General features: G+C 63.2%; 23 protein-coding genes. 13 read left to right on the forward strand and 10 right to left on the reverse strand.

What is annotated here, in order from left to right; all coding sequences use genetic code 11:
- The first annotated feature begins 114 nt into the window (after positions 1–114).
- From pyrC to E2A64_RS03290, 3 genes are all read left to right on the forward strand, one after another.
- On the forward strand, positions 115–1,155 hold the full coding sequence (gene pyrC / locus E2A64_RS03280; RefSeq protein ID WP_133282992.1) for a dihydroorotase: 1,041 nt from the start codon (positions 115–117) through the stop codon (positions 1,153–1,155).
- Positions 1,156–1,398: 243 nt separating this feature from the next.
- On the forward strand, positions 1,399–2,097 hold the full coding sequence (locus E2A64_RS03285; RefSeq protein WP_133282993.1) for an orotate phosphoribosyltransferase: 699 nt from the start codon (positions 1,399–1,401) through the stop codon (positions 2,095–2,097).
- A gap of 30 nt (positions 2,098–2,127) precedes the next feature.
- Positions 2,128–3,051, forward strand: coding sequence for a carbohydrate kinase family protein (locus E2A64_RS03290; RefSeq protein WP_133282994.1), 924 nt, complete (start codon positions 2,128–2,130; stop codon positions 3,049–3,051).
- On the opposite strand, the gene pgi is transcribed toward E2A64_RS03290, so the two are convergent.
- From pgi to ppk2, 8 genes are all read right to left on the reverse strand, one after another.
- A complete protein-coding gene (gene pgi, locus E2A64_RS03295) occupies positions 3,052–4,686 on the reverse strand; it encodes a glucose-6-phosphate isomerase (protein WP_280177521.1) in 1,635 nt (544 codons plus the stop codon).
- Between the two features lie 90 nt (positions 4,687–4,776).
- A complete protein-coding gene (locus E2A64_RS03300; protein ID WP_133282995.1) occupies positions 4,777–6,465 on the reverse strand; it encodes a long-chain-fatty-acid--CoA ligase in 1,689 nt (562 codons plus the stop codon).
- Between the two features lie 200 nt (positions 6,466–6,665).
- Entirely contained in the window at positions 6,666–7,091 is a 426-nt protein-coding gene (locus E2A64_RS03305; RefSeq protein ID WP_133282996.1) for a BA14K family protein, read from the reverse strand.
- A gap of 118 nt (positions 7,092–7,209) precedes the next feature.
- A complete protein-coding gene (locus tag E2A64_RS03310; protein ID WP_133282997.1) occupies positions 7,210–7,896 on the reverse strand; it encodes a Crp/Fnr family transcriptional regulator in 687 nt (228 codons plus the stop codon).
- An 80-nt stretch (positions 7,897–7,976) separates the two neighbouring features.
- Positions 7,977–9,833: a CHASE2 domain-containing protein gene (locus E2A64_RS03315; protein WP_158285669.1), complete on the reverse strand. Its 1,857-nt coding sequence runs from the start codon at positions 9,831–9,833 to the stop codon at positions 7,977–7,979.
- Between the two features lie 20 nt (positions 9,834–9,853).
- Positions 9,854–10,660 carry a FecR family protein gene (locus E2A64_RS03320; RefSeq protein ID WP_133282999.1) on the reverse strand — a complete coding sequence of 269 codons (807 nt, stop codon included), beginning with the start codon at positions 10,658–10,660 and terminating at the stop codon, positions 9,854–9,856.
- 10 nt (positions 10,661–10,670) lie between these two features.
- On the reverse strand, positions 10,671–11,954 hold the full coding sequence (locus E2A64_RS03325) for a hypothetical protein (protein ID WP_133283000.1): 1,284 nt from the start codon (positions 11,952–11,954) through the stop codon (positions 10,671–10,673).
- Between the two features lie 107 nt (positions 11,955–12,061).
- On the reverse strand, positions 12,062–12,922 hold the full coding sequence (gene ppk2, locus E2A64_RS03330; RefSeq protein WP_428977463.1) for a polyphosphate kinase 2: 861 nt from the start codon (positions 12,920–12,922) through the stop codon (positions 12,062–12,064).
- Between the two features lie 215 nt (positions 12,923–13,137).
- Here ppk2 and E2A64_RS03335 point away from each other — a divergent pair, with 215 nt between their 5' ends.
- The 7 genes from E2A64_RS03335 (at position 13,138) to phoB (ending at position 20,629) form a co-directional block, all read left to right on the forward strand.
- Positions 13,138–14,187, forward strand: coding sequence for an ATP-binding protein (locus E2A64_RS03335; RefSeq protein WP_133283002.1), 1,050 nt, complete (start codon positions 13,138–13,140; stop codon positions 14,185–14,187).
- A 172-nt stretch (positions 14,188–14,359) separates the two neighbouring features.
- Positions 14,360–15,394 carry a substrate-binding domain-containing protein gene (locus tag E2A64_RS03340; protein WP_133283003.1) on the forward strand — a complete coding sequence of 345 codons (1,035 nt, stop codon included), beginning with the start codon at positions 14,360–14,362 and terminating at the stop codon, positions 15,392–15,394.
- An 86-nt stretch (positions 15,395–15,480) separates the two neighbouring features.
- On the forward strand, positions 15,481–16,965 hold the full coding sequence (gene pstC, locus E2A64_RS03345) for a phosphate ABC transporter permease subunit PstC (RefSeq protein ID WP_133283004.1): 1,485 nt from the start codon (positions 15,481–15,483) through the stop codon (positions 16,963–16,965).
- On the forward strand, positions 16,962–18,281 hold the full coding sequence (gene pstA / locus E2A64_RS03350; protein WP_133283005.1) for a phosphate ABC transporter permease PstA: 1,320 nt from the start codon (positions 16,962–16,964) through the stop codon (positions 18,279–18,281). The genes pstC and pstA overlap by 4 nt, the downstream gene beginning before the upstream one ends.
- 44 nt (positions 18,282–18,325) lie before the next feature.
- Positions 18,326–19,141 carry a phosphate ABC transporter ATP-binding protein PstB gene (pstB, locus tag E2A64_RS03355; protein WP_133283006.1) on the forward strand — a complete coding sequence of 272 codons (816 nt, stop codon included), beginning with the start codon at positions 18,326–18,328 and terminating at the stop codon, positions 19,139–19,141.
- A 43-nt stretch (positions 19,142–19,184) separates the two neighbouring features.
- Entirely contained in the window at positions 19,185–19,901 is a 717-nt protein-coding gene (gene phoU, locus E2A64_RS03360) for a phosphate signaling complex protein PhoU (protein WP_133283007.1), read from the forward strand.
- A 44-nt stretch (positions 19,902–19,945) separates the two neighbouring features.
- Entirely contained in the window at positions 19,946–20,629 is a 684-nt protein-coding gene (phoB, locus tag E2A64_RS03365) for a phosphate regulon transcriptional regulator PhoB (RefSeq protein WP_133284239.1), read from the forward strand.
- 97 nt (positions 20,630–20,726) lie between these two features.
- On the opposite strand, the gene E2A64_RS03370 is transcribed toward phoB, so the two are convergent.
- A complete protein-coding gene (locus E2A64_RS03370; protein ID WP_133283008.1) occupies positions 20,727–21,260 on the reverse strand; it encodes a GcrA family cell cycle regulator in 534 nt (177 codons plus the stop codon).
- A 463-nt stretch (positions 21,261–21,723) separates the two neighbouring features.
- Between E2A64_RS03370 and E2A64_RS03375 the strand changes: the two genes are divergently transcribed.
- The 3 genes from E2A64_RS03375 to E2A64_RS03385 are packed head-to-tail and all read left to right on the forward strand — an operon-like array spanning position 21,724 to position 24,875.
- On the forward strand, positions 21,724–22,905 hold the full coding sequence (locus E2A64_RS03375; RefSeq protein ID WP_133283009.1) for an aspartate aminotransferase family protein: 1,182 nt from the start codon (positions 21,724–21,726) through the stop codon (positions 22,903–22,905).
- A 39-nt stretch (positions 22,906–22,944) separates the two neighbouring features.
- Positions 22,945–23,862 carry an ornithine carbamoyltransferase gene (argF, locus tag E2A64_RS03380; RefSeq protein WP_133283010.1) on the forward strand — a complete coding sequence of 306 codons (918 nt, stop codon included), beginning with the start codon at positions 22,945–22,947 and terminating at the stop codon, positions 23,860–23,862.
- Between the two features lie 17 nt (positions 23,863–23,879).
- Positions 23,880–24,875, forward strand: a complete 996-nt coding sequence (locus tag E2A64_RS03385) for an Hsp33 family molecular chaperone (protein WP_133283011.1) — start codon at positions 23,880–23,882, stop codon at positions 24,873–24,875.
- Positions 24,876–24,975: 100 nt separating this feature from the next.
- Here E2A64_RS03385 and apaG read toward each other — a convergent pair whose 3' ends face one another.
- Positions 24,976–25,368 carry a Co2+/Mg2+ efflux protein ApaG gene (gene apaG / locus E2A64_RS03390; protein WP_133283012.1) on the reverse strand — a complete coding sequence of 131 codons (393 nt, stop codon included), beginning with the start codon at positions 25,366–25,368 and terminating at the stop codon, positions 24,976–24,978.
- Positions 25,369–25,413: the final 45 nt, after the last annotated feature.

The following is a 25,413-nucleotide window of genomic DNA, read 5'->3' on the forward strand; positions in this document are numbered from 1 at the left end:
TCGCGGCCTTGCACCATTCTGGTCTGGCGCTTAAAGCCCTGGGCGACACACAAACGTTATCCGGCGGCGGCGGTCAAGCGCCCGGACCGGGTGGCGGCGAAAGACGAGGACGGCATGAAGACGATCGAAATCCCGCGCCCGGACGACTGGCACCTGCATCTGCGCGACGGCGCCATGATGGAGGCGGTGACGCCGGAAAGCGCGCGCCACTTCGCCCGTGCCATCATTATGCCCAATCTGGTGCCGCCGGTCGTCACCCGGGCCGATGCCGAAGCCTATCGCGAGCGCATCATCGCCTGCGTGCCGGAAGGCGCGGATTTCACGCCGCTGATGACGCTCTATCTGACCGAAAGCACCGACCCCTCCGACGTTGCTGATGCCTTCACCTCCGGCGTGGCGCGCGCGGTGAAACTCTATCCGGCGGGGGCGACCACCAATTCCCATTCCGGCGTGCGCGACCTCGACAAGGTCATGGGCGTTCTCGAGACCATGGCCGAAATCGGCATGACGCTCTGCATCCACGGCGAGGTGACCAGCAGCGATGTCGATATATTCGACCGCGAGAAGGTCTTCATCGACACTGTTCTCGATCCGCTGCGCCGGCGCCTGCCCGAACTCCACATCACGATGGAACACATCACCACCAAGGACGGCGTGGATTATGTGGCGGGCGCGGAGACCAACCTCGCCGCCTCGATCACCACGCACCATCTGATGATCAACCGCAACGCCATCCTCGCCGGCGGCATTCGTCCGCATTACTATTGCCTGCCTGTCGCCAAGCGCGAGCTCCATCGCCTGGCTCTCAGGAAGGCGGCCACCTCGGGTGATGCGCGCTTCTTCCTCGGCACGGATTCGGCGCCCCACGTCGATCCGATGAAGGAATGCGGCTGCGGCTGTGCCGGCATTTTTACCGCCACCAACACCATGGCCTGTCTGGCCCAGGTCTTCGAGGAAGAGAACGCGCTCGACACCCTCGCCGCCTTCACCTCTGTCAACGGCTCCGCCTGGTACGGGCTGCCGGTCAATGAGACGAAACTGACGCTCGTGCGCCATGACGAACCGGTGGAATTCCCCGAGCGCATCCAGACCGGAGCCGGCACTGTCACCGTCTTCGACCCGATGACGCCGGTCTACTGGAGCGTGGAGGACTAGGGGCCTCACAAGCGGGCGAGGACGTGCCAGGCGCAATCCGCCCCTCGTCATTCCCGGTCTTGACCCGAGGCAAGCGCCGGCGCCGCCATAGCCCCGAGAATTCAATTCGTGATGCGGACGAGGCGGCGTGGATGCCCGGATCGGCTCCGGTCATGACGATGGAGAGAACTGTGCGCGGCATCCGCCCCATGCTTCTCATCGCGCACGACTGCTGCTAATCGGTAAGGCGACAAAGAGGTGCCCATGTTTTCCAACAGTTTCCCTGACAAGGAGCGGATGGCCGAGTTGTTCGCCGCCCAGCTTCTCGAGATCGGCGCAGTCCATTTCAATGCGACCGAACCCTACAAGCTGGCGTCCGGCATGGTCAGTCCGGTCTATATCGACTGCCGCAAGCTGATTTCCTATCCGCGCATCCGCTCGGCGATCATGGATTTTGCCGCCGCCACGATCCTCTCGGAAGCCGGCTTCGAGCAGTTCGACTGCGTGGCTGGCGGCGAGACGGCGGGCATCCCCTTTGCTGCCTTTCTGGCCGAGCGTCTCGGCCTGCCGATGATCTACGTGCGCAAGCAGCCTAAGGGCCACGGGCGCAATGCGCAGATCGAGGGTGAATTGAAGGAAGGCTCGCGGGTTCTGGTCATCGAGGATCTGACGACCGTCGGCGGCTCGATGTTCAAGTTCATCGACGCCATCCGCGCGGCCGGCTCGACCGTCGATCACGGCATGGCGCTGTTCTATTACGGCATCTTCCCGGAAGCCGAGGAGCGTTTCGCCAACGGCAAGGTGAAGCTGCACAACATCGCCACCTGGCGTGACGTGCTGGAAGTCGCCACCGAGCGCTGGGCCTTCGATGCCGAAACGCTCGAATCGGTCGGCAGGTTTCTCGACGCACCGCTCGAATGGTCGGCAGCCCACGGTGGCGTCGGCGAACTGCCGAAGAGCTGAACCGGCTATCTGGCGCCAGGGAGGACGACGATGATCATTTCATGTGGCGAGGCACTCATCGACATGCTGCCGCGCAGGAGCGAGGCGGGCGAGGAGGCTTTCGCGCCCTATGCCGGCGGCGCGGTGTTCAATACGGCCATCGCACTGGGGCGCCTGGGCGTTCCGTCGGGCTTCTTCACCGGCCTGTCGTCCGATATGTTCGGGGACGTGCTGCGCCAGTCCCTCGATGACAGCAAGGTCGATCATTCCTTCTGCGCCACGCTCGACCTGCATACCACGCTCGCCTTCGTCAAGCTGACGAACGGGCATGCGAGCTACGCCTTCTTCGACGAAAACACCGCCGGACGGATGATCACCGAAAAGCATCTGCCCAACCTCGACGATGAGGTCAGCGCCATGCATTTCGGTGCGATCAGCCTGATCTCCGAGCCCTGCGGCTCAACCTATGAAGCGCTGATGGCGCGTGAGCACGGAAAGCGCGTGATCTCGCTCGATCCCAATATCCGCCCGTCTTTCATCAAGGATACCGAGGCACACCGCGCCCGCATCGACCGGATGATCGGCATGTCGGATATCCTCAAGCTGTCCGATGAGGATCTCGACTGGTTCGGCATGGAAGGAATGGAGCAGGCGGCCAGGATCTGGCTCGACCGCGGCGTGAAAATGGTGGTGATCACCCGGGGCGCGGACGGTGCCGTGTGTTTCACCAGTGAGCACAAGATCGAGGTCATGGGCGTGAAGGTCGATGTCGCCGATACGGTCGGCGCCGGTGACACCTTCAATGCCGGAATGCTCGCAAGCCTCCATCGCGCCGGACAGCTCGACAAGGGCGCCATCGCCGGTCTGTCCGGCGACGACATTCACGATGCGCTGCTCTGGGGTGCGAAGGCTGCGGCCGTGACCGTCTCCCGGCCCGGCGCAAACCCGCCATGGGCCGAAGAGATCGGATTCTGATCAGCGCCCCATCTTGCGGATGAGGCCGGCGAGTTCCACGGTCGAGGAATCGTGGCCTGATCCGTCGGCTTCTCCCTTGACCACCGGCAGCAGGTCGGTGGCGAGTTCCTTGCCGAGTTCCACACCCCATTGATCATAGGCATTGATGCCGAAGATCTGGGCCTCGACGAAGACGCGGTGCTCGTAAAGGGCGATCAGCCGGCCCAGCGCATAGGGCGTGAGCGTTTCATAGACCAGCGTCAGGGACGGCCGGTTGCCGGTGAACACGCGGTGCGGCGCGATCTTCTCGATCTGCGCCTCGTCCATGCCCTTGTCGCGCAGTTGCGCGGCCGCTTCCTCGTAGGTGCGTCCCTTCATGAAGGCTTCCGACTGCGCCAGGCAATTGGCCACGAGAAGCTGATGCTGGTGCTCGAGATCCGGTTCCTGCCCTCTGGCCGCGATCATGAACTCGACCGGCACCACGTCGGTGCCCTGATGGAGAAGCTGGAAGAAGGCGTGCTGGCCATTGGTGCCCGGCTCGCCCCAGACGACGGGGCCGGATGCGGTTTCCAGCGGCTTGCCGTCGATGGAGACACGCTTGCCGTTCGATTCCATGTCGAGTTGTTGCAGATAGGCGGGGAAGCGGGCGAGCCGCTGATCATAGGGAATGATGGCACGGCTCGGATAGCCGCAGGCCAGACGGTGCCAGGCGCCGACCAGACCGAGCATCATCGGCAGGTTCTCGGCAATCGGGGCCTCGGCAAAATGGGCATCCATGGCGCGGGCGCCGTCGAGAAACGCACGGAAATTCTCCGGACCGATGGCAATCATCACCGGCAGGCCGATCGCCGACCAGACCGAATAGCGCCCGCCGACCCAGTCCCAGAAACCGAAGACGCGGTCTTCGGACAGCTTGAACTCGCCCACCTTGTCGAGGGCGGTGGAGACGGCGGCGAAATGCGCCCCGACGGCGTCCTCGCCGAGCGCGGCGACGATCCAGTCGCGCGCGGTCCGCGCATTGGTCATGGTCTCGATGGTGGTGAAAGTCTTCGACGCGATGATGACGAGCGTCGTCTCCGGAGACAGGCCGGCCAGCGTGTCGGCGATATGCGCGCCGTCGACATTGGAGACGAAATGCGCCTTCGGTCCGTCATGCCAGGGCGAAAGCGCCAGAGTTGCCATCACCGGACCGAGATCGGACCCGCCGATGCCGATATTGACGATGTCGGTGATCGTCTCTCCGGTCGAACCGGTGATCGAGCCGCTGCGGATGCCGTCGGCGAATTCGCCCATCGCGTCGAGCACGGCATGGACGTCGGGAACCACATTGCGACCGTCGACCTCGATCGTGGCGTCGCGCGGCGCGCGCAGCGCGGTGTGCAGCACGGCGCGGTTCTCGGTGGTGTTGATCGCAACGCCCGCATACATCGCATCGCGTCGCGTTTCCACATTGGCGGCCTTGGCGAGGTCGATCAGCAGATCGGCGACCGTTCCGTCGATCGCGCATTTGGAGAAATCCATCGTCAGGTCATCGAGCGCAATACGGTAGCGCGACGCCCGGCCCGGATCGGCCTTGAAGGCCTCGCGCATGTCGAGCGGCGCCTCGGTGCGGCGGGATTTCAGTTTGTCGATGACGGAGAGCGTTAATGGGGTCACGGCAAGTCCTTTCTGACGTGACCCGATTAATGGTGCGTGGCGCTCTCTAAATCAAGCGCTTGAAGCCAAGGTTTGAAACCCTAAGCCCGATCAGTCCCGCAATTCGCGCCGCAGGATCTTGCCGACATTGGACTTCGGAAGCTCGTCGCGGAATACGATATATTTCGGCCGCTTGTAGTTCGTCAGCTCCTTGGCGCAGAACGCCTTGATATCGGCCTCCGTGAGGTTCGGATCCTTGCGGACGACGAACAGCTTGACGACTTCGCCCGAATGCTCGTCGGGTGCGGCAACGGCTGCCGCCTCGACGACGCCCGGATGGGAGGCCACAACCTCCTCGATCTCGTTGGGATAGACGTTGAAACCCGAGACGAGGATCATGTCCTTCTTCCGGTCGACGATCTTGATGTACCCGTTCTCGTCCATGAAGCCCATGTCGCCGGACCGGAAATATCCGTCCTTGGTCATCACCTTGGCGGTCTCGTCCGGCCGGTTCCAGTATCCTGCCATGACCTGCGGCCCGCGGATGCAGATTTCGCCCACTTCGCCGAGGGGCAGCGACTTGCCGTCGTCATCGCGGATATCGACGTCGGTGGAGGGGAGGGGGACACCGATGGTGCCCGAGAATTCCGATTTGTCGAAGCGGTTGGCCGTGGCGACAGGCGAGGTTTCCGACAGGCCGTAGCCTTCCGAAATCGGGCAGCCGGTGACTTCCATCCAGCGTTCGGCAACCGGCCGCTGGACGGCCATTCCGCCACCCAGGGTCAGCTTCAGGTGGCTGAAGTCGAGCTTGCGGAATTCCTCGTTGTTGAGCAGGCCGTTGAAGAGCGTGTTGAGCCCGGGAAACACGTTGAACTTGAATTTCTGCAGCGTCTTGACGAAAGCCGGCAGGTCGCGCGGATTGGGGATCAGCACGTTGAGCGCGCCCTTGTTGATGCCCACCACGCCGTTCACCGTCAGGGCGAAGATATGGTAGAGCGGCAGCGCGCAGATGTAGATGAAATCGTCCGGCTTTTCCTTGCCGATATAGGCGGTCTCGAGCCACAGCTCGTTCTGACGCGCATTTGCCAGCACGTTGGAGTGCAGCAGGATCGCACCCTTCGAGACGCCGGTCGTGCCGCCGGTATACTGCAGGAATGCGATGTCGTCATGGCCGACCTTGTGGTCGACGAGCTGCCTGCCGGAGCCGGCCGAAAGCGCGGTCTTGAAGGGAACATGGCCGGGCAGCGACCAGGACGGAACCATCTTCTTGATGTTGCGGACCACGAAATTGACGATGTGTCCCTTCAATCCCATCAGATCGCCCATCGAGGCGACGGCTACGTGCTTGACCTCTGTCTTGTCGATGACCTGCTCGAGGGTCGAGGCGAAATTCTCCAGGATGATGATCGCCCTGGCGCCCGAATCCGTCAGCTGATGAAGGAGTTCGCGCGGCGTGTAGAGCGGATTGACGTTGACGACGGTCATGCCTGCCCGCAGGATCGCGGCGATCGCGACCGGGGTCTGCAGGATGTTCGGCATCATCACGGCGACGCGATCGCCTTTCTGGAGGCCCAGCCCCTGCAGCCAGGCGCCGAGTTCGCGCGAGAGCTTCTCGAATTCCTTGTAGTCGATGGTCTTGCCCATGCACTCGAAGGCGGGCTTCGAGGCATACTGGCGGCAGCTGTCTTCGATCAGCGCTCCGACCGACTGGTACTTGAGCTCGCCGATCTCGGCGGGGGTGATGTCGGCATAGGATTTGAGCCAGATGCGCTCAGCGGCTGCCGTTGTGGTCTGATCCATGTCTCGCTCCCTTGTCGCCCGATTGCCGCCGGGCTGTTGTGTCTCCGGGGTTCCTCAACCCGGTATTGCAGAGCAATTTAGTATGAGCGGATGATCTGAGCAATACTGACATTGACGTAAACGTAAGAAATGACGGTTCCCCGGATCGCCTGATCCGGGGAACTGTCGGTGAAAAGCCGTGGGGCGGTCTGCCGCCGCTGTCAGTTGTACGGCGAGTTGCAGTACTTGCGGTAACCCGAATGGGACATGTAGGTGTCCGACGGGATGTCGTAGGACCGGTAGCGGTTCAGGCACCAGGCGACGTGGGCGTTCGAGCTGCCACCGCCGGTATAGACCGGCTGCTGGGCGGGCTGGTTGGCAATCGCGTTGCCGATGATCATTCCACCGACGATGCCGAGTGCAGCAGCGGCTGCGGCGTTGCCATGGCCGTGATGCGGGTTGTGCGGCTTGGGGGGCTTCGGCGGGTTTGGCTTGAAGCCGCCCGGGCCGGGGAAGACCGGCTTCACGATGCCCGGATTCTTGATGAACTTCTTCGGTGCTGCATCGGCGATTGCCGGCTGGAATGCGGTTGCCATGGTGATGGCCGTGGCGACGGTGAGGATGGTCTTCTGAATGATGCTGGTCATGATCTGTCTCCTTTTGGGTTGCGCCTGTCTCTCCGGCGTTGAGTGGAGATTAGGCGGCAGCCCTCGGGAGCGCTGTGCACTAGCGCACACGGTGAAAAGGTGTTTTTATTTCAATGGTTTATTCGCCAGTCCAGGCACTGGTGAGCAGTCGCGACAGCGTTTCCGGCTTCAGAAGCACCAGCCCGCCGCGGCTCGCTTCGACGATCGCATCGGTCTTCAGCCGGGCAATCTCGCGGGAGACCACCTCGCGGCGACAGCCGATGCGCTCTGCGAGTTCCGACTGGTTGGGCGGCGGACTGACGATGCGCTGGTCGGGCTTGCCCGAGCGCGGGCGCGACAGCCGGATGAGCTCGTTGTAGAGCCGGAATTTGGCGTCGAGGAAGGAATGTTCGGCGACCCGCATGTTGAGCTGGCGGATGCGCTGGGTCAGCACCTGCATCACCGTCATGGCGACATCCGGATAATCGGCGAGCAACTTGCGGAACACCGAAGCTGGCATGGCGCAGATCCGGCTTTTTGCCGTCGTCGTCACATTGGCCGACCGGATGTCTCCGTCGATTGCCGCCAGTTCGCCGAAGAACATGCCGTCGCCGATCTCGCCCAGGATCATTTCCTTGCCGCTCGGCGCCCGGAAGATCACGCGCACCCCGCCCGACAGGATGAAGCGCACGTCGGTGGTTGTGTCCGCGTAATCGACCACGAGTTCGTGATCGTCATAGCTGACCCAGTTGCACTGCCGTGCGATTGTGGCGAGCGCGTCGCCGGGAATGCCTGCAAGCAGGGGTATGCTGTCGAGTTGATCCATACGAGGTGGCCCCACCATGTGTCTGGTCGCATAGTTGCACAGCCAGGCCGCCGCGCCAATTATCACCCCGTCATGAGGTGTCAGTCAGGCAGGCGAAGCGCAAAGCCCGGCACGGCTTCCGCAAAGCCCGAGAGTTCGAAATCCCCCGCAGGCTCCACCTCGCGGGGAATGCGTCGCGCCAGCTCCGGTCCGCATAAAACGCTTGCCGCGCTCAGTTTGGTTGCCGTTTCCAGCCGCGAGGCGAGGTTCGCCGCATGGCCGATGACCGTGTAGTTGTAGCGAATGTCGGAGCCGAAATTGCCGACCGAGCAGACACCAGTTTCAAGCCCCGCGCCGAGCCGGATCGGCTCGAGACCGCGCTGCGCCAGGTGCGCGTTTTCCGCGTCGAGCCGGCGATAGATCGCGCGGACGGCCCGGATCGCCCGTTCCGCATGGTCGGGCTGGTCGAGCGGCGCGTTCCAGAACGCCATCACCGCATCGCCCATGAACTTGTCGATCGTTCCTTCGGTGCGGAAGATCTCCTCGCTCGAAAGTGTCAGGAAGCGGTTGACGTTGGCGACGATCTCCTCCGGCGCCAGCCGTTCGGACGCGGCGGTGAAGCCGCGCATGTCCATGAAGAGGACGGTGACTTCCCGCCGCTCCGCCGATCGCCCCACGTCTTCCTCCGAGCGGATCAGCCGTTCGACGACATCCGGTGAAAGATAGCGTGCGAACTGGCCGCTGATCTGCCGCCGTCTCGTTTCTGCCGTGCGATAGAGGAAATAGCCGCCCGCCGCCGCAACGATTGCGAGCCCGATCGTCGGCCTGAGCGCGTCGAAGAGTTCGCCCTCCATGCGCCAGGCAAGCAGACCGGCCGCAAATGGCGCGCAGAATATCAGCGGCAGCGCCATCAGTACGGGCAGCGGATAGACGGGGAAAAATGCGACTGAGAGGATCAGGAGAACAGCGAGAAGGCCAAAGCCTGTACGTTCCACGGTCTTGGCGTAAGCCGGCTCGTAGGGGAAATGGCCAGCCAGGATCTGCGCGGTCAGCAGCGCATGGATCTCGACGCCGGGGCGTGTGGCCACGAGCGGGGTCGTGTGGAAACTGTCAAAGCCGGTGGCAGCGACCGAGAGAATGACGATCCTGTCGCGCAGCGCGTTTCCTGGCGTCCCATCGAGCAGATCGAGTGCGCTCACGCGGGTAAGATCCTGAGCGGCGTCGGCCAGCCAGACGGCGCCGCCCGCAGTCAGCCGCACGATCCTGTCGCCGACCTTGACCGCGTCATAGCCTTGCGGGCCGAGCCGCACCGTATAGTCGGTCTCGCCCAATGCCTGGCGCGCCAGATCGAGGGAGAGCGCAGGCCAAAGCGTCAGTCCGTCCGGTCCCGCAACGGCCCAGAGCATCGGCACCGAGCGCGTCACGCCGTCATCGTCGGGCACCGAGCGCACCATGCCGAGGCCGCCTGCGGCGCCGGTGAATTCCGGCAGCGAGGCGAGAAGTCCGGGAAAGGTGGCGAGGGTGTCGGGCGCCTCTCCGACGACCGACCATCCGGCCGCCGGCGCCGGCTCGGCGCTGCCGGCCTGATCGGTCAGGCTCATGGCGAGCACGGGGCGCGTCCGGGCGATGGCCTGCGACAGCGCCGCGTCGCCTTCATCGGTTCCACGGTCGGGAAACAGGATGTCGATCGCGAATGCTGCCGGTTCCTGCGTGCCGATGGCTTCGATCAGGCTCCCGATCTTGGTCCGCGGCCACGGCCAGCGGCCTTCGCGGGTCAGCGATGCGTCGTCGATTTCCACCAGCACGATGTCTTCGAGCGGGATCTCGACCGGCGCGATCTGCTGGTAGAGGTCGTAGCTGCGACCGCGAATCCGGTCGAAGGCAGACGTGAAGAGAATATCGCAGATCAGGAGCAGCAAGGCGAGGATCGCCATGCGCGCCGCCGGACGGCGCAACATGCTGCCGCTGTTTCCTTGCATCACGGGCCGGTGGTCGGTGGGGTCGTGGGGAAGGTGCCGGGGCCGTTGTCGCCGCCGCCCGTGCTCGGTATGCGCGGACTGCCGCGCCCCCCGGTGACGCCGCCGGGCAACTGAGCGTCGCGGCTCTTGCACCGATCGACGAGGAAGGCAGCCGGGCCGGAACAGGGCGCCTTGGCATCCACATCGGGCCCGCGCGTGCCGGGCTCGTTCGTGCCTGCCACCTTGTTGGTGGAATCGAGGATGGAAAAATTGAACGCGCTGCGCATGGTCGACAGCCCGCCATTGTCTGCCACGCACGAAAAGCCCGGCTTGGTGATGACCTTGGTCACGCCATTGGCGGAACAGGTGAGCTTGCCGGCCCTGAGGGTGGCGACGGTCTGGCTGCCGACGGCGAGATCGACGATGCCGCCGCGTACGGCAAGCACCACATGGGGCGTGGTGATCTGCATCCGGCCCTTCTTGGAAATCTGCCCGCCGAAAAAGCGCGTGATGCCGCGGTCCATGCGGATGCCCGTCGAGCCGGCGCCGGCGCCATAGACGAAATCGTCGATCGTGAGCGACGAGTTCGGGCCGATCTTGGCGCTCGACTGATCCTTGAAGAGGATGACGCCGAGGCCCGTATCATTGCTTCTGAGCCGGTCGCCCAGCGAAATTCCCGAACCTTCGGACAAGGCCTGCCCGCCGCGCGAGACGCTGGTCTGCAGCGCGGTCACCCGGCCGACAGTCTCAGCGAGCGCCGGTGTGGTGCAGGTGGCCAGTCCGCCGAAGAGGGCGGCAGCCATGGCTATGTTGGGACATCTCGACATGACGGCCTCCCTAGAACCGGTGCGTATAGCCGAGGCTGAACGCGTGGATGATGGAGCCCCTGCCGGACAGGCCCGGCTGATCGAAATCCGTATTGGTCACTTCCCAGGACGCATCGATGCGATTGTGTCCGTCGATCTGGAAGTGATGTATCCATTCCGCCCGCCAGTGCTCTCCGGAAAACCGTTGAGGCAGGCTCGGCGGAATGGCGACAGTATAGAACGTTCCTGCCGCAAGCACCACGTCATGCGTCCAGATGGTGCCGAGAGGCTGGAAAGGCAGGCGGCCCGAATAGCTGAATTCTGCCTCCTCGATCCGTCCGGTCATCACGCCGTTGACCGCATATTCGTAGCGCCCGCGCCCGGCGATGCCGACCGAATGCGCCTGGCTCAGCCGGACGCTGCCGCCGACTTCCCAGCCCTGTGCATGATCCGCGTAGATCCCGTCCGATTCCGAGAGATCCTCATAGCTGTACTCGGCGTAAAGTCGCGTATCGACCGTCGGCATGACGACGCCGCGCACCACGCCGCCAAGTGACCGGTAGCGGATGGTGGGGTGGACCGTGGAATAGTCGGTGAAGACACCCACCTGCAGGCGTGCCGCGTCGAACATGTCGACGGGCAATCCCATGTCGAACGTGGCCGAGGCCCGCCCGTCAAGCGCGTTGACCGTGTCTCCCTCCGGCTGGCCGTACCAGGAGGCATAACCCATGTAGGCGTCCTGGAATTCCCGCGTCACCCCGAAGCGTCCCGCAAGTATGATTGCGTTGCCCAGCGCCGTGCCGAGATCGTAGCGCAGGGCCCCGGCGAGTTCGCCATAGGCCCCCGTCACGGTCCGGTCGCGCCAGGAGTTGAATGGCACGTCGACATCGAAGCTTGTCACCCGAATGCCGGCCGTTGCGTCGATGAACCATTCGAAACCGGCGATGGCCTGCGCGGCGCGCCGCGACAGTTCGGTCGCTTCGGTGGTTTCGGCGGCGGAAAGCTGTCCGGATGCAAGCGCCTCGTCGGCCTGTTTCTTCGCAAGGTCCCACGAGCCGACATTGGCATAGAGCCGCGCCGCCGCGAGCCGCGCCTTGCCGTCATCGGCGAAGCGGACGAGATGTTCCTCGATGGACGAGATCGCCTGGTCGTACTGCCCTTGCGACGTTGCCGTGCGGATATAGGCGCCGAGAACGAAGACGTCCTCGGGATTTGCGTAGCGCGTTGCAAAGGCACCATCGAGCGTTTCCGCCTGCGCGGCGGAGAAACCGAATGCAGTCGTCGGGACGAGAAGGGCGGCCAACAGATGTTTCACGGTCGTCTTCCGGCAAGATGTCAGGTTGCATCGATGTATACTGATACGCCTAATAGCTCGTCCGGGCGTTGTTGAAAAGCAAGGACGCCCTTTTCCGGTGCAAGGCCCTAGTCGACACCCCAGTTCAGGATGGCCGAATAGCCTTCGCCGAGGATGTTGCCGTCGATCTCGCCGATGGCCTTTTCGTCCTTGCCGTCATAGGGCAGTTCCATCAGCATCCGGCGGATGATGTTGATCCGCGCCCGGCGTTTGTCATTGGCGCGCACCACGGTCCAGGGGGCCTGCGGGGTATGCGTGGCCTGCAGCATCTGGTCGCGCTTGGCCGTATAGTCGTCCCACTTGTTGAGGCTCGCGATATCCATCGGCGACAGCTTCCAGATTTTCAGCGGATCGTGGCGCCGGTCGTGGAAGCGCTTGAGCTGCATTTCGCGCCCGATATTGAGCCAGAACTTGAAGAAGTGGATGCCCGCATTGACCGGCATGCGCTCGAAATTCGGCGTTTCCTCGAGAAAATGCTCATGCTCCTCCGGCGTGCAGAAACCCATGACCGGCTCGACGCCGGCGCGGTTGTACCAGGAACGGTCGAAGAGAACGATTTCGCCCGAGGTCGGAAAGTGGTCGACATAGCGTTGATAGTACCACTGCCCGCGTTCCTTCTCGGTCGGCTTGGGAAGCGCCACCACCCGGGCCGAGCGCGGGTTCATGTATTCACGCGTGGCGTGGATCGAGCCGCCCTTGCCGGCGGCATCCCTGCCTTCGAACACCGCGATGACGCGCTTTCCGGTCTCTCCGAGCCAGGACTGCACCTTGACCAGTTCGATCTGGAGCCGCTCCAGCGTCTCTTCGTATTCCTTGCGGTCGAGCTTGTCGTCATAGGGGTAGCCGCCCGACTCCATCGCCTCGTCCTTGACCCAGTCCGGCAGTTTGGGATTGTCGATGTCGAAGAGCCGCTCCTTCCCGGAGACCATGATCTTGATGCCACTATCCGTATCGGCTTTCGTCTTGCTTGACTTGCTCATTCAACCATCCGTTTCGCGGGTGCGATCCAAATCCATGGGAAAACCCCGGATTTGTTCGTGCAATTGTCATAAACTGGTTCAGGCGCTTCTTTATGAAAGAGGGCACAAGCCGTTATTGATTTCAAGCGCCGCCATTTTCCGGCGCTCAGGGAGGAACGTCAGACATGCCGCTTGATGCACTGGAAATCTCCGACGCGGTGCGCAAGGGCTATGCGGTCCTCTCAGCCCTCGACATCCCGATCATCGTCATAGACGGCGAAATGAGCGTGGTTTATGCGAACCCCGCCGCCGTCACCCAGTTCGGTGCATTTTCCGAGCGTGCCATCCTGTCGGGCCGCATCCGCTCGCCGCAGATCCTCGATGTCGTCGCGCAGGTGATCGGTGACGGGCGTACGCGCACGACCGAATATGCCGAGCGTGTGCCCTCCGAGCGCTGGTTCGAGGTGCGAACCGCCGCGGTGGGCGGCGAAGGGCTCTACATCCTGAGCTTCCGCGACCTGACCGAAGCCCGCCGCATGGACCGGATGCGCACCGACTTCGTGGCCAACGCCAGCCACGAGATGCGCACACCTCTTGCCTCGCTGGTGGGCTTCATCGAGACCATTCAGGGGCCGGCGCGCAACGATCTGAAGGCGCAGGAGCGGTTTCTCGGCATCATGCTCGACCAAGCCTCGCGCATGTCGCGCCTGATCGACGATCTCCTGTCGCTCTCGCGTCTCGAGATGCGCGCCCATGTGGCGCCCTCCGGCGAGGTCGATGTCGGTGCGATCTGCCGCCATGTCATCGATGCGCTCACCCCGATGGCCGGCGAGCTCGGCGTCGAGATCTCCCTGCAGGTCCCCGATGCGCCGGCGATCGTAACCGGCGACCGCGACGAGCTGATCCAGGTGATGGAGAACCTCATCGAAAACGCCTGCAAATACGGCCAGAGCGGCCGGAAGGTCGATGTCGCGGTCAAGATGGAGGAGGGCGGCGCGATCGTGGCGACCGTCCGTGACTACGGCCCCGGCATCGAGCGCCAGCACGTACCGCGCCTGACCGAGCGCTTCTACCGGGTGGATGTGGATTCGAGCCGGGCCAAGAAAGGCACCGGGCTGGGGCTGGCGATCGTCAAGCACATCCTCACGCGCCACCGCGCCCGGCTCGTGGTGACCTCGGAACCGGGGCAGGGATCGACATTCGGTGTCAGATTCCCCGCGCCAAATCTCGGATAACGATCATGTCCGAAAAAAATGTGATATTTATCAATGGTTTGATATGTCACAAAACAGTATTGTAAATGTCATAAAAAGGAATCTGCCGGCGCCTAGAAAGGGCAAGCCGTCAAGCGGTTGAACAGGGCTCACCGACGAGCCTGAACCCCAAGCCCACTACGGGAGATTTCTGATGAACGTACTCAAACTCGCCGCTGCCGCCCTCGTGGCGTCCGCCGCTTTCGCTGGCGCGGCCTCCGCTCGCGACCAGATCCAGGTCGCAGGTTCCTCGACCGTTCTGCCCTACGCCAAGATCGTTGCCGAAACCTTCGGCGAGACCTTCCCGAACTTCAAGACCCCGGTTGTCGAATCCGGCGGTTCCTCGGCCGGCCTGAAGGAATTCTGCAAGGGCGTCGGCGAAGGCACGATCGACATTGCCAACGCATCGCGCAAGATCAAGGATTCGGAAGTCGAGGCCTGCAAGGCTGCCGGCGTGACCGACATCCACGAAGTCGTCATCGGCTATGACGGCATCGTCTTCGCCTCCGACATCAACGGCCCGGATTTCACTCTCGAGCCGGCCGACGTCTACAAGGGTCTGGCCGCCAAGGTCGTCGTGGACGGCGCGCTGGTCGATAACCCCTACAAGAAGTGGTCGGAAGTCAACGAGAACTTCCCGGACTGGGATATCGCCGCCTACATCCCGGGCGAAAAGCACGGTACCCGCGAAGTCTTCGAAGAGAAGGTTCTCGCTGCCGGCTGTGAAGCCACCGGCGACATGGAAGCCCGCGTCGCAGGCGGCATGGACGAGAAGGCTGCCGAGAAGGATTGCATGGCTGTCCGCAAGGATGGCGCCGCAGTCGACATCGACGGCGACTACACCGAAACGCTCGCCCGCATCGATGCCAACAAGACCGGCATGGGCGTCTTCGGCCTCGCCTTCTACGAAAACAACACCGACAAGCTGAAGGTCGCCACCATCTCCGGCGTCACCCCGTCGACCGAAACCATCGCTTCGGGCGAGTATCCGGTGTCGCGTCCGCTTCAGTTCTACGTCAAGATGGCGCATATCGGTGTCATCCCGGGCCTGAAGGAATATGTCGAGTTCTTCCTGTCCGACCAGATGGTCGGCCCGGACTCCCCGCTCGCCGAATACGGCCTGGTCTCCGCTCCGGAAGAAGAGCGCGAAGCTCAGCGTTCGTCCTTCGAAGCCGGCGAAGCCCTCTGATCGGTTTTTGACATGATCCGGCGCGCGGCTCTTGCGCGCCGGATTTTTCTGCAGGTCCTGTTTCCCGCCCGGGGAGTTTTCAGCCCATGAGTATCTTCCTGCTCGTCACCATCGTCTGCGTGCTGGGTGTTGTCGGCTACGTTCTGGCCCGCAGCCGCGTCAGCGGACTCGAGACCGACAGCAGCGTCTCCTATCACTCCCGGCCAGGATATCACGGCATGCACATGGCGATCGCCACCGTGCTGCCGGCTCTCCTCGTTCTCGCCGTCTGGGCGATTTCCAGCCAGGTCGTCATCGGCAACGTCGTCAAATCGTCGATCAGCCAGGAAGTGCTCGGCGACAGCGCCGCCCGCGAGGGCCTGACCATGGGCATCGTGTCCTCGATTTCCCGCGGTCTCACCTTGCTGAATGCGGAGGAGCTCAAGCAGGCCGCCAACGGCATCGATGCCGCGCGTCCGCTTCTCGCCGCCAAGGGCGTGGCGATCGCGACCGACGCCAGCGACCCGATGGTGACGGCCGCCTTCCGCTACAACGGGCTTGAGCAGACCAGTACGTTCTGGCGCTCGATTGTCGTCATCCTTGCCGCGCTTGTCTGCGGCGGCTGGGCCTGGACCCAGCTCGGAGCGCGGGTGAAGGCACGCAACCGCGTCGAAGGCGTCGTCCTCGGCCTGCTGATCCTCGCCTCCTCCATCGCCATCCTGACGACGATCGGCATCGTGCTGTCGATGATCCGCGAGACCGGACGTTTCTTTGCCTCCGTCCCGCCGCTCGAATTCTTCTTCGGTACCGTCTGGGATCCGCGCTTCGCGGCAGCGGGCGCCACCGAATCCGCCGGCCAGTTCGGGCTGCTGCCGCTGCTTGCCGGCACGCTCTACATCGCGCTCGTCGCCATGCTGGTCGCCGTGCCGATCGGTCTCTTCGCTGCCGTCTACATGGCCGAATATGCCGGCCCCAAGCTGCGCTCGGTCGCCAAGCCGCTTCTTGAAGTGCTCGCCGGTATCCCCACCATCGTTTACGGCTTCTTCGCCGTCGTGACCGTCGGTCCCTTCCTGCGCGACCTCTCGGCGCAGATCTCCGGCATCTTTACCGGCGACGCGTCGAGCTTCATCCAGGCGCAGAGCGTGCTGACGGCGGGCGCGGTGATGGGCATCATGCTCATCCCCTTCGTCTCCTCGCTGTCCGACGACATCATCACGGCGGTGCCGCGGGCCATGCGTGACGGTTCGCTGGGCCTCGGCGCGACGCGCTCGGAAACCATCAAGCGGGTCATCCTGCCGGCAGCACTGCCCGGTATCGTCGGCGCACTTCTGCTGACCGCGTCCCGCGCCATCGGCGAAACCATGATCGTGGTGCTTGCCGCGGGTGTGGCTGCGCGTCTGACCATCAATCCCTTCGAACCCATGACCACGGTGACGGTGAAGATCGTCAGCCAGCTGACCGGCGACCTCGAGTTCAACTCGCCGCAGACGCTCGTGGCCTTTGCCCTGGGCATCACGCTCTTCGTGCTGACGCTGGGACTTAACATCTACGCCTTGTATGTGGTGCGTAAATACCGGGAGCAGTACGAATGACCGACGCGACGATTTCCGCGACCCCGATCGATGCCGCCTCCCCGAGGCGCCGCGACATCGGGCTCAAGAAGCGCTATGCAGCCGAACGCCGGTTCCGCTTCTATGGCCAGGCCGCTATCTTTCTCGGTATCCTGTTTCTCGCCATCCTGCTCTGGACGGTCGTTTCCAAGGGCGTCGGCGCGTTCCAGCAGACCATGATCACGGTGCCGGTGGAGTTCGCCCAGAGCGTCATCGATCCGAAGGACAAGCGTGCCGAGGATCCCAATGTCCTGCTGATGGCAAATTACCCGCTGCTGGCCCGCAATGCGCTGGTCCAGGCGCTGGGCGTCGACCCGGACGACAAGAAGGCGGTCAAGGCCGTGGGCGGTCTCGTCTCCGACAGTTCGCGCGTCGAGCTGCGCAACTACGTGATGGAAAATCCCGATGTGATCGGCAAGACGATACCGGTGACGATGACGGCCAACGGTCTGGTCGATTCCACCCTCAAGGGCCATATCGATCTCAAGGTGCCGGAAGAACGCCGTCAGGTGTCGGACCAGGAAGTCGCCTGGATCAACCAGCTCGTCGACGACGGCATCATGCAGAAGCAGTTCAATACCGGCATCTTCGTCAATGGCGCGTCGTCGCGCGCCGAGACGGCCGGCATGGGCGTGGCGATCATCGGTTCGTTCTACATGATGGCGATCGTTCTGGTGCTTGCGCTTCCGATCGGCGTCGCGGCCTCGATCTATCTCGAGGAATTCGCGCCGAAGAACCGCTGGACCGATGTCATCGAGGTCAATATCAACAACCTCGCCGCCGTGCCGTCGATCGTCTTCGGCCTTCTGGGTCTCGCGGTCTTCATCAACTTCATGGGGCTGCCGCGTTCGGCTTCGCTCGTGGGCGGTCTGGTTCTGACCCTGATGACGCTGCCGACGATCATCATCGCGACGCGTGCTGCACTGAAGGCCGTGCCGCCGTCCATCCGGTCCGCCGCTCTCGGTATCGGCGCCTCGAAGATGCAGATGGTGTTCCACCACGTTCTGCCGCTGGCGGCTCCCGGTATCCTCACAGGCACCATCATCGGCCTGGCGCAGGCGCTCGGCGAGACCGCACCGCTGCTCCTGATCGGCATGGTCGCCTTCGTGGTCGACTATCCCGCGACCCCGATGGACCCGGCGACCGCGCTTCCGGTCCAGATATTCATGTGGGCCAACGAGGCGGAACGGGCCTTCGTGGAACGGACATCCGGCGCTATCATCATTCTGCTGCTGTTTCTTGCAGCCATGAACATCGCGGCCATTATTCTGCGCCGCAAATTCGAGCGGCGTTGGTAATCCGCAACGGCAGATCCCGCGTGTACAGGATAAGGAAGACGAGGATGAACATGATGTCGGATGCGGCAACGGAAAAGGCGGTCAATGCGCCCGCCGACGAGCCCGTCATCAAGATGCGCGGCAAGGATGTCTGCGTATTCTACGGCCCCAAGCAGGCGCTGTTTGATGTAAACCTGAACATTCGCGAAAACGCGGTGACGGCGCTGATCGGCCCCTCGGGGTGCGGCAAGTCGACCTTCCTGCGTTCGCTCAATCGCATGAACGACACCATCGATACCTGCCGTGTCACCGGTGATATCACGCTCGACGGAGAGGATATCTACGATCCGGCGATCGACGTTGTGGAGCTGCGCGCGCGCGTCGGGATGGTCTTCCAGAAGCCCAACCCGTTCCCGAAGTCGATCTACGAGAACGTCGTCTACGGCCCGCGTATCCACGGTCTGGTTCGCAACAAGGCAGACATGGACGAGGTCGTCGAAAAGAGCCTGGTCCGCGCCGGCCTGTTCAACGAGGTCAAGGACCGCCTGCACGAGCCGGGCACCGGTCTGTCCGGTGGTCAGCAGCAGCGCCTGTGCATTGCGCGCGCCATCGCCGTCAGCCCCGAGGTCATCCTCATGGATGAGCCCTGCTCGGCGCTCGACCCGATCGCGACCGCGACCGTCGAGGAACTGATCCACGAACTGCGCGAGAATTACACGATCGTCATCGTGACGCACTCGATGCAGCAGGCTGCCCGCGTCTCGCAGCGGACCGCCATGTTCCACCTCGGCGTCCTCGTCGAAGAGGGCGACACCGACAAGATTTTCACCAATCCGGACGATCCGCGCACCCAGGATTACATCACCGGCCGCTTCGGCTGACGGATGACCTCGCGCCGCCGCCTGAATTTGAAGGATCGCAACAATGTCTGAACCTCATACCGTAACGGCCTATGACGACGAACTGCGCTGGCTTTCGCGCCGGCTTTCCGAAATGGGCGGCATCGCCGAAGGCATGGTCGCAGACGCGCTCACCGCGCTGATCAATGCCGATACCGCGCTGGCCCAGCGCGTGATCTCGGAAGACCTTCTGCTCGACCAGGGCGAGCGTGAAATCTACGAGAAGGCGGTCCTAGTCATCGCCAAGCGCCAGCCCATGGCCTCCGATCTGCGCGAGATCATCGGGTCGATCCGCATCGCCTCGGATCTCGAGCGCGTCGGCGATCTCGGCAAGAACATCGCGAAGCGAGTGATCTCGATCCACACGATGGCGCAGCCGAAGAAACTGGTGCGCGGCCTCGAGCATCTCTCAGAGCTGGCCCTGACGCAGCTCAAGGAAGTGCTCGATGCCTTTTCCTCGCACTCGGCCGAACAGGCCAATTCCATCCGCGAGCGCGACGAGGAGATCGACGCGATCTACACCTCGCTTTTCCGCGAGCTTCTCACCTACATGATGGAAGATCCGCGCAACATCTCGGCCTGTACCCATCTCCTGTTCTGCGCCAAGAATATCGAGCGCATCGGCGACCATGCCACCAACATCGCCGAAACGGTCTTCTATGTGGCAACCGGCCAGCAGATGACGGTGGAGCGTCCCAAGGACGACGAAAGCGCCAGCGTAGTCGCTGACCCGGCTGAATGATCCGGGACGGCTGAGCGGGACGGCATGGAGTTGAGCTGATGGCAATGGCACCGCGGATCACAGTGGTGGAAGACGAGGAGGCGCTCAGCGTTCTCCTGCGCTACAACCTCGAGGCGGAAGGCTACGAGGTGGATACGATCTTGCGCGGCGACGAGGCGGAGATCCGCCTGCGCGAGCGGGTTCCGGATCTGTTGCTGCTCGACTGGATGCTGCCGGGCATTTCCGGCATCGAACTGTGCCGCCGGCTTCGCCTTCGTGAAGAGACCGAGCGGCTCCCGATCATCATGCTGACGGCGCGCGGCGAGGAAAGCGAGCGCATTCGCGGGCTTTCGACCGGGGCGGATGACTATGTCGTCAAGCCGTTCTCGACGCCCGAGCTCCTCGCCCGCGTTCGCGCCATGCTGCGACGGGCGCGGCCCGAGACGATTTCCACGGTCCTCAAGGTCGGTGATGTCGAACTCGACCGCGAAACCCACCGGGTGCGTCGTCGTGGTCGCGACATCAAGCTCGGCCCGACCGAATTCCGTCTGCTCGAATTCCTCATGAGCGCGCCGAGCCGGGTCTATTCCCGTTCGCAGCTTCTCGATGGGGTCTGGGGCCACGACGTCTATGTCGACGAGCGTACCGTCGATGTCCATGTCGGCCGTCTGCGCAAGGCGCTCAACCTCGCCAATATGCGCGACATCGTCCGCACCGTGCGCGGTGCAGGATACTCGATCGAGGGCTGAGCCCTTTTCCCACTCCCGATATGGCGCAAAAAAATGCCCGGGGCCTGATGGCGCCGGGCAGTTGCCGCGTGGTCGTCGCGCGTGCCGTACTCCAAACTCAGCCTTTGCGGCGGCGGTCCTGGGAGGGTTGGAATGCGAGACGTGAATGGTAGTTGCAATAGGGGTTGGACTCCCCGGAATCATTGCCGCAGAAGTGGAAGTCTTCCTGCAGCGGATCGCCGATCGGCCACTTGCAGGTGCGCTCGGTGAGCTGCACCAGTTCCAGCTTGCGCGAGATCGGCACCACGACATCCTCGGCCGGGCGGGTGTCGATATGCTGATAGGCGACTGCGTCCACATCGGCCTTGAGCGCGGTTGCAGCCGAGGAGCGGCTGATCGAGCGCGTGGTGTGGGAATGGCTCGCTGCACGTGCCGTGAAGGCCGACGAGCGCGGCGCGTTGGGAGCCGGCCGCTTGGTGCGGACCTTCGTCTGGCCGCCGCTCTTGGCGCGGCCGGGCAGGTTGAGGCGGTGCACCTTGCCGATCACCGCATTGCGGCTGACGCCGCCCAGTTGTGCAGCAATCTGGCTCGCGCTGAGTCCATCCGCCCAAAGCTTCTTGAGCATTTCGACTCTTTCATCCGTCCAGTTCATCGTTCTGTAGCTCCGTTCATCCGGATTTTTGACCGTCAGAATCCTTCATCGCTGCCACGGATTACCCGCAGCCTGAAAGACGCCGATACTGTTAAGATGACTAGTGTCCGCCCCGACTTCCTAGTGCATGACCTTAACCTAGTGTTCGCTTGACTCGGTGACAAGAGTCGCGGGAATCGCTGTGATTCGTTTTTCCGGTTTTCCCCAACTTAGGGAGTTTCCGTCATCTGGCGCTTGGTATCGAGCCACTGTGACGAAACCGCGGCCCCAATCCCCGGCTGCGCCAGAATCCCCCTGAAATCAAGGGCTGCATTGACTTTGAAGGGCGAGTTGTAAATAGTGCGCGCGGGCCGCCCCAAGGGGCGGCGTTTTAGTTTTTGGCATCATGTCCCGGCACTTGCCCGGCGTCCCCTGGCGGGCCGGCGGAACGGCGGTCGGGACATCGCAATTCGGGAGCCCGGAAATGGCATCTGCCGCACCGCTTTATGAAACCTATAATCGGGTACCGCTGCGCTTCGAGCGTGGGGAAGGCGTGTGGCTGATCACCGACAAGGGCGAACGATATCTCGATTTCGGCGCCGGCATCGCCGTGAGCTCGCTCGGCCATTCCCATCCGCATCTCGTTGACGCCCTCACGGGGCAGGCCGAGAAGCTGTGGCACCTGTCGAACCTCTACGAGATCCCCGGCCAGGAGCGCCTTGCCGCGCGTCTCGTCGAGGTGACCTTCGCCGACAAGGCCTTCTTCACCAACTCCGGCGCCGAGGCGCTCGAATGCGCGATCAAGACCGCGCGTCGCCATTTCTATATCAATGGCGAGCCTGAGCGGATCGGCATCGTGACCATGGAGGGCGCCTTCCATGGCAGGACGCTGGCGACGATCGCCGCGGGCGGCCAGGCGAAATATCTCGAGGGCTTCGGCCCCAAGGCTCCCGGTTTCGATCAGGTGCCTTTCGGTGATCTCGACGCGCTGGAAGCCGCAGTGACCGACAAGACGGCAGGCGTGCTCATCGAACCGGTGCAGGGCGAGGGTGGTATCCGTCCGATCGATCCCGAAGTGCTGCGCAAGATCCGCAAGATCTGCGACGACAAGGGTGCGCTCCTGATCCTCGACGAAGTTCAGTCGGGCGTCGGCCGGACCGGCCGTCTGTTCGCCCATGAATGGGCGGGTATCACGCCCGACATCATGGCCGTGGCCAAGGGTATCGGCGCGGGCTTCCCCTTCGGCGTCTGCCTGGCGACCGCATCGGCCGCCGACGGGATGACGGCCGGCACCCACGGCACCACCTATGGCGGCAACCCGCTTGCCATGGCCGTGGGCAATGCCGTCCTCGACGTGATCCTCGAAGACGGGTTCCTCGACCATCTCGGCGATGTCGCCAATGCGCTGTCCCAGGGGCTTGTTTCCCTCAAGGACCGCTTCCCCGATCTGATCGAGGATGTACGCGGCAAGGGGCTGATGCTTGGAATCAAGTGCGCGAAGTCCAATATGGAGGTCGTTCAGGCCTTTCGTGCCGAAAATCTGCTCACCGTACCGGCGGGCGACAATGTGGTGCGGCTGCTGCCTCCGCTTAACCTGACCGCCGATGAGGCGCGTGAAGGGTTGAAGCGGATGGAGGCAGGCCTCGAAAAACTGACCAGGGGCTGAGCCCTTCCGGTCGGAATTGAAAGTCAGAACAGGTTCGAAATGAGCGACGCCAAGACCCCGAAGCATTTCCTCGATCTTTCCGCCGTGGAGGCGACCGATCTCCGCGCGATGATCGATGCCGCGAAATCGGCCAAGCAGGGCCCGGTCAGCGAAAAGCCGCTGGCCGGCAAGATGCTGGCGATGATCTTCGAGAAGCCTTCGACGCGAACCCGCGTCTCCTTCGATGTCGGCATGCGCCAGCTCGGCGGCGAGACCCTCTTCCTCTCGGGTACCGAAATGCAGCTCGGCCGGGCGGAGACGATTGCCGATACCGCACGCGTTCTTTCGCGCTATGTCGATGCGATCATGATCCGCACCATGGAGCATGAGCGTCTTCTCGAACTGGCCGAACACGCCACCGTGCCGGTCATCAACGCGCTTACCGACGACACCCATCCGTGCCAGATCATGGCCGACATCCTCACCTTCGAGGAGCATCGCGGACCGGTGAAGGGCAAGACCCTGGCCTGGACCGGCGACGGCAACAATGTGCTGCATTCGCTGATCGAGGGTGCTGGCCGTTTCGGCTATCGCATGAGGATCGCGGTGCCGGAAGGTTCCGAGCCGACCCAGAGCTTCATAGACTGGGCACGCGGCGAGGGGGCCGAGATCGACATGCTGCGCGACCCGGCGGAAGCGGTCAGCGGTGCCGATTGCGTCATCACCGATACCTGGATCTCGATGAACCAGGAGCATCGTGCCCGCGGCCACAATGTCTTCCAGCCCTACCAGGTCAATGGCGAGCTGATGGCCAAGGCGAACGACAATGCGCTTTTCATGCACTGCCTGCCCGCGCATCGCGGTGAAGAGGTAACCGACGAGGTCATCGACGGACCGCAGTCGGTGGTGTTTGATGAGGCGGAAAACAGGCTTCACGCCCAGAAGGCGGTCTTGCGCTGGTGTCTCGGCGCTCTCTGAGACCGGAACGGATCAAAATGACGGATACTAATCTCAACCTCGGCGACATCGGTTTCGCCGGTGACGATCACGTGGTTCCATTCGCAGTGGAAGGTCTCGACGTGCGCGGCCGTGCCGTCCAGCTCGGCCCGCTGCTCGATACGGTTCTTGGGCGCCACGATTACCCGGAGCCGGTCGCGCGCCTGCTCGCGGAACTCATCACGCTGACGGTTCTGCTCGGCACCTCGCTCAAGTTCGAGGGCAAGCTGATCGCCCAGACCAAGGGTGACGGCCCGATCGACTTCATCGTCGCCGACTTCAAGACGCCGGGTGACGTGCGCGCCTATGCGCGCTTCGACGAGGAGCGGCTGCAGGCGGCGATCGACGCCAGGCAGACCTCGCCGCAGGATCTTCTCGGCAAGGGAATCCTCGCCTTTACCATCGACCAGGGGTCGATGATGCAGCGCTATCAGGGCATTGTCGAAATGGACGGCAGCTCTCTGTCGGAGATGGCCGAAACCTATTTCCGCCAGTCCGAGCAGATCCCGACCACGCTGAAGATGGCCGTTGCCGAGCTCTACCGTCCGAACGCCGAAGGTCACAAGACCAAGACCTGGCGCGCTGGCGGCGTCGTCATCCAGTTTCTGCCCGAAGCGCCGGAGCGCATGCGCCAGCCCGATCTTCCGGGTGGCGACGTGCCGGATGATGCCGATATGCCGGAGCGCGGCGAGGACGATGCCTGGACGGAAGCCCGGGCGCTCGCGGAGACCATCGAGGCCGACGAACTGACCGATCCCGAAGTCGGCTCGGAGCGACTGCTTTTCCGTCTATTCAACGAGCACGGCGTACGCGTCTTTTCGCCTTCGCAGGTGGCGGACAAGTGCTCCTGCTCGCGCGAAAAGCTCGCCGATGTGCTGACCGGCTTCACGGCCGAGGAGATTCAGGATTCAATCCAGGACGGGCACATCTCGATCGTCTGCGAGTTCTGCTCGACGGCCTACCTTTTCGATCCGAAGGAATTCGGGGTAGAGTGATCTGATCTTACGGTGCCTCGAAAGAGGTGTCCGCTGTCCTGCGAGGGGCACTACTGGCCAGGGGAGCTTCGGCTCCCCTTGGCTTTTGGGTGCGGCGACTTCAGTTCAGCGTTCGGATCAATCCCGGCATGTCGAGCGAGAAGGCCGGGATGTCGACGTCGAAGAGTTCGCCGTCGTCGCTCTGCATCTGGTAGGTGCCCACCATCACCCCTGACGGCGCATCGAGCGGGCAGCCCGATGAATATTCATAAGTATCGCCCGGACCCAGGATCGGCTGCTCGCCGACGACGCCATCGCCGCGCACTTCATCAACAACGCCGTTCTCGTCGGTGATCTTCCAGTAGCGGCTGCGCAACTGCACGCCGGTCGAGGAATAATTGGCGATCACGATACGGTAGCCCCACACGTGACGGTTCTCGTCCGGATCAGACTGTTCTTCGAGATAGTAGGGCTCGACTGTAACCTCGATGCCGCGGGTGAGCGCGCGGTACATGATCGTCTCCGGTAAAGTGAAGGCCGCATTTACTAAATGACTGAC

The organism is Pseudohoeflea suaedae, from assembly GCF_004354915.1.
Lineage (GTDB): Bacteria > Pseudomonadota > Alphaproteobacteria > Rhizobiales > Rhizobiaceae > Pseudohoeflea > Pseudohoeflea suaedae.

Excerpts from the sequence above, each read along its gene's own strand:
- pyrC (WP_133282992.1), top strand. The coding sequence starts at position 115 with ATGAAGACGATCGAAATCCCGCGCCCGGACGACTGGCACCTGCATCTG.
- E2A64_RS03285 (WP_133282993.1), top strand. The coding sequence starts at position 1,399 with ATGTTTTCCAACAGTTTCCCTGACAAGGAGCGGATGGCCGAGTTGTTC.
- E2A64_RS03290 (WP_133282994.1), top strand. The coding sequence starts at position 2,128 with ATGATCATTTCATGTGGCGAGGCACTCATCGACATGCTGCCGCGCAGG.
- E2A64_RS03300 (WP_133282995.1), bottom strand. The coding sequence starts at position 6,465 with ATGGATCAGACCACAACGGCAGCCGCTGAGCGCATCTGGCTCAAATCC.
- E2A64_RS03305 (WP_133282996.1), bottom strand. The coding sequence starts at position 7,091 with ATGACCAGCATCATTCAGAAGACCATCCTCACCGTCGCCACGGCCATC.
- E2A64_RS03310 (WP_133282997.1), bottom strand. The coding sequence starts at position 7,896 with ATGGATCAACTCGACAGCATACCCCTGCTTGCAGGCATTCCCGGCGAC.
- E2A64_RS03315 (WP_158285669.1), bottom strand. The coding sequence starts at position 9,833 with ATGTTGCGCCGTCCGGCGGCGCGCATGGCGATCCTCGCCTTGCTGCTC.
- E2A64_RS03320 (WP_133282999.1), bottom strand. The coding sequence starts at position 10,660 with ATGTCGAGATGTCCCAACATAGCCATGGCTGCCGCCCTCTTCGGCGGA.
- ppk2 (WP_428977463.1), bottom strand. The coding sequence starts at position 12,922 with ATGGTCTCCGGGAAGGAGCGGCTCTTCGACATCGACAATCCCAAACTG.
- E2A64_RS03335 (WP_133283002.1), top strand. The coding sequence starts at position 13,138 with ATGCCGCTTGATGCACTGGAAATCTCCGACGCGGTGCGCAAGGGCTAT.
- E2A64_RS03340 (WP_133283003.1), top strand. The coding sequence starts at position 14,360 with ATGAACGTACTCAAACTCGCCGCTGCCGCCCTCGTGGCGTCCGCCGCT.
- pstC (WP_133283004.1), top strand. The coding sequence starts at position 15,481 with ATGAGTATCTTCCTGCTCGTCACCATCGTCTGCGTGCTGGGTGTTGTC.
- pstA (WP_133283005.1), top strand. The coding sequence starts at position 16,962 with ATGACCGACGCGACGATTTCCGCGACCCCGATCGATGCCGCCTCCCCG.
- pstB (WP_133283006.1), top strand. The coding sequence starts at position 18,326 with ATGAACATGATGTCGGATGCGGCAACGGAAAAGGCGGTCAATGCGCCC.
- phoU (WP_133283007.1), top strand. The coding sequence starts at position 19,185 with ATGTCTGAACCTCATACCGTAACGGCCTATGACGACGAACTGCGCTGG.
- phoB (WP_133284239.1), top strand. The coding sequence starts at position 19,946 with ATGGCACCGCGGATCACAGTGGTGGAAGACGAGGAGGCGCTCAGCGTT.
- E2A64_RS03370 (WP_133283008.1), bottom strand. The coding sequence starts at position 21,260 with ATGAACTGGACGGATGAAAGAGTCGAAATGCTCAAGAAGCTTTGGGCG.
- E2A64_RS03375 (WP_133283009.1), top strand. The coding sequence starts at position 21,724 with ATGGCATCTGCCGCACCGCTTTATGAAACCTATAATCGGGTACCGCTG.
- argF (WP_133283010.1), top strand. The coding sequence starts at position 22,945 with ATGAGCGACGCCAAGACCCCGAAGCATTTCCTCGATCTTTCCGCCGTG.
- E2A64_RS03385 (WP_133283011.1), top strand. The coding sequence starts at position 23,880 with ATGACGGATACTAATCTCAACCTCGGCGACATCGGTTTCGCCGGTGAC.
- apaG (WP_133283012.1), bottom strand. The coding sequence starts at position 25,368 with ATGTACCGCGCGCTCACCCGCGGCATCGAGGTTACAGTCGAGCCCTAC.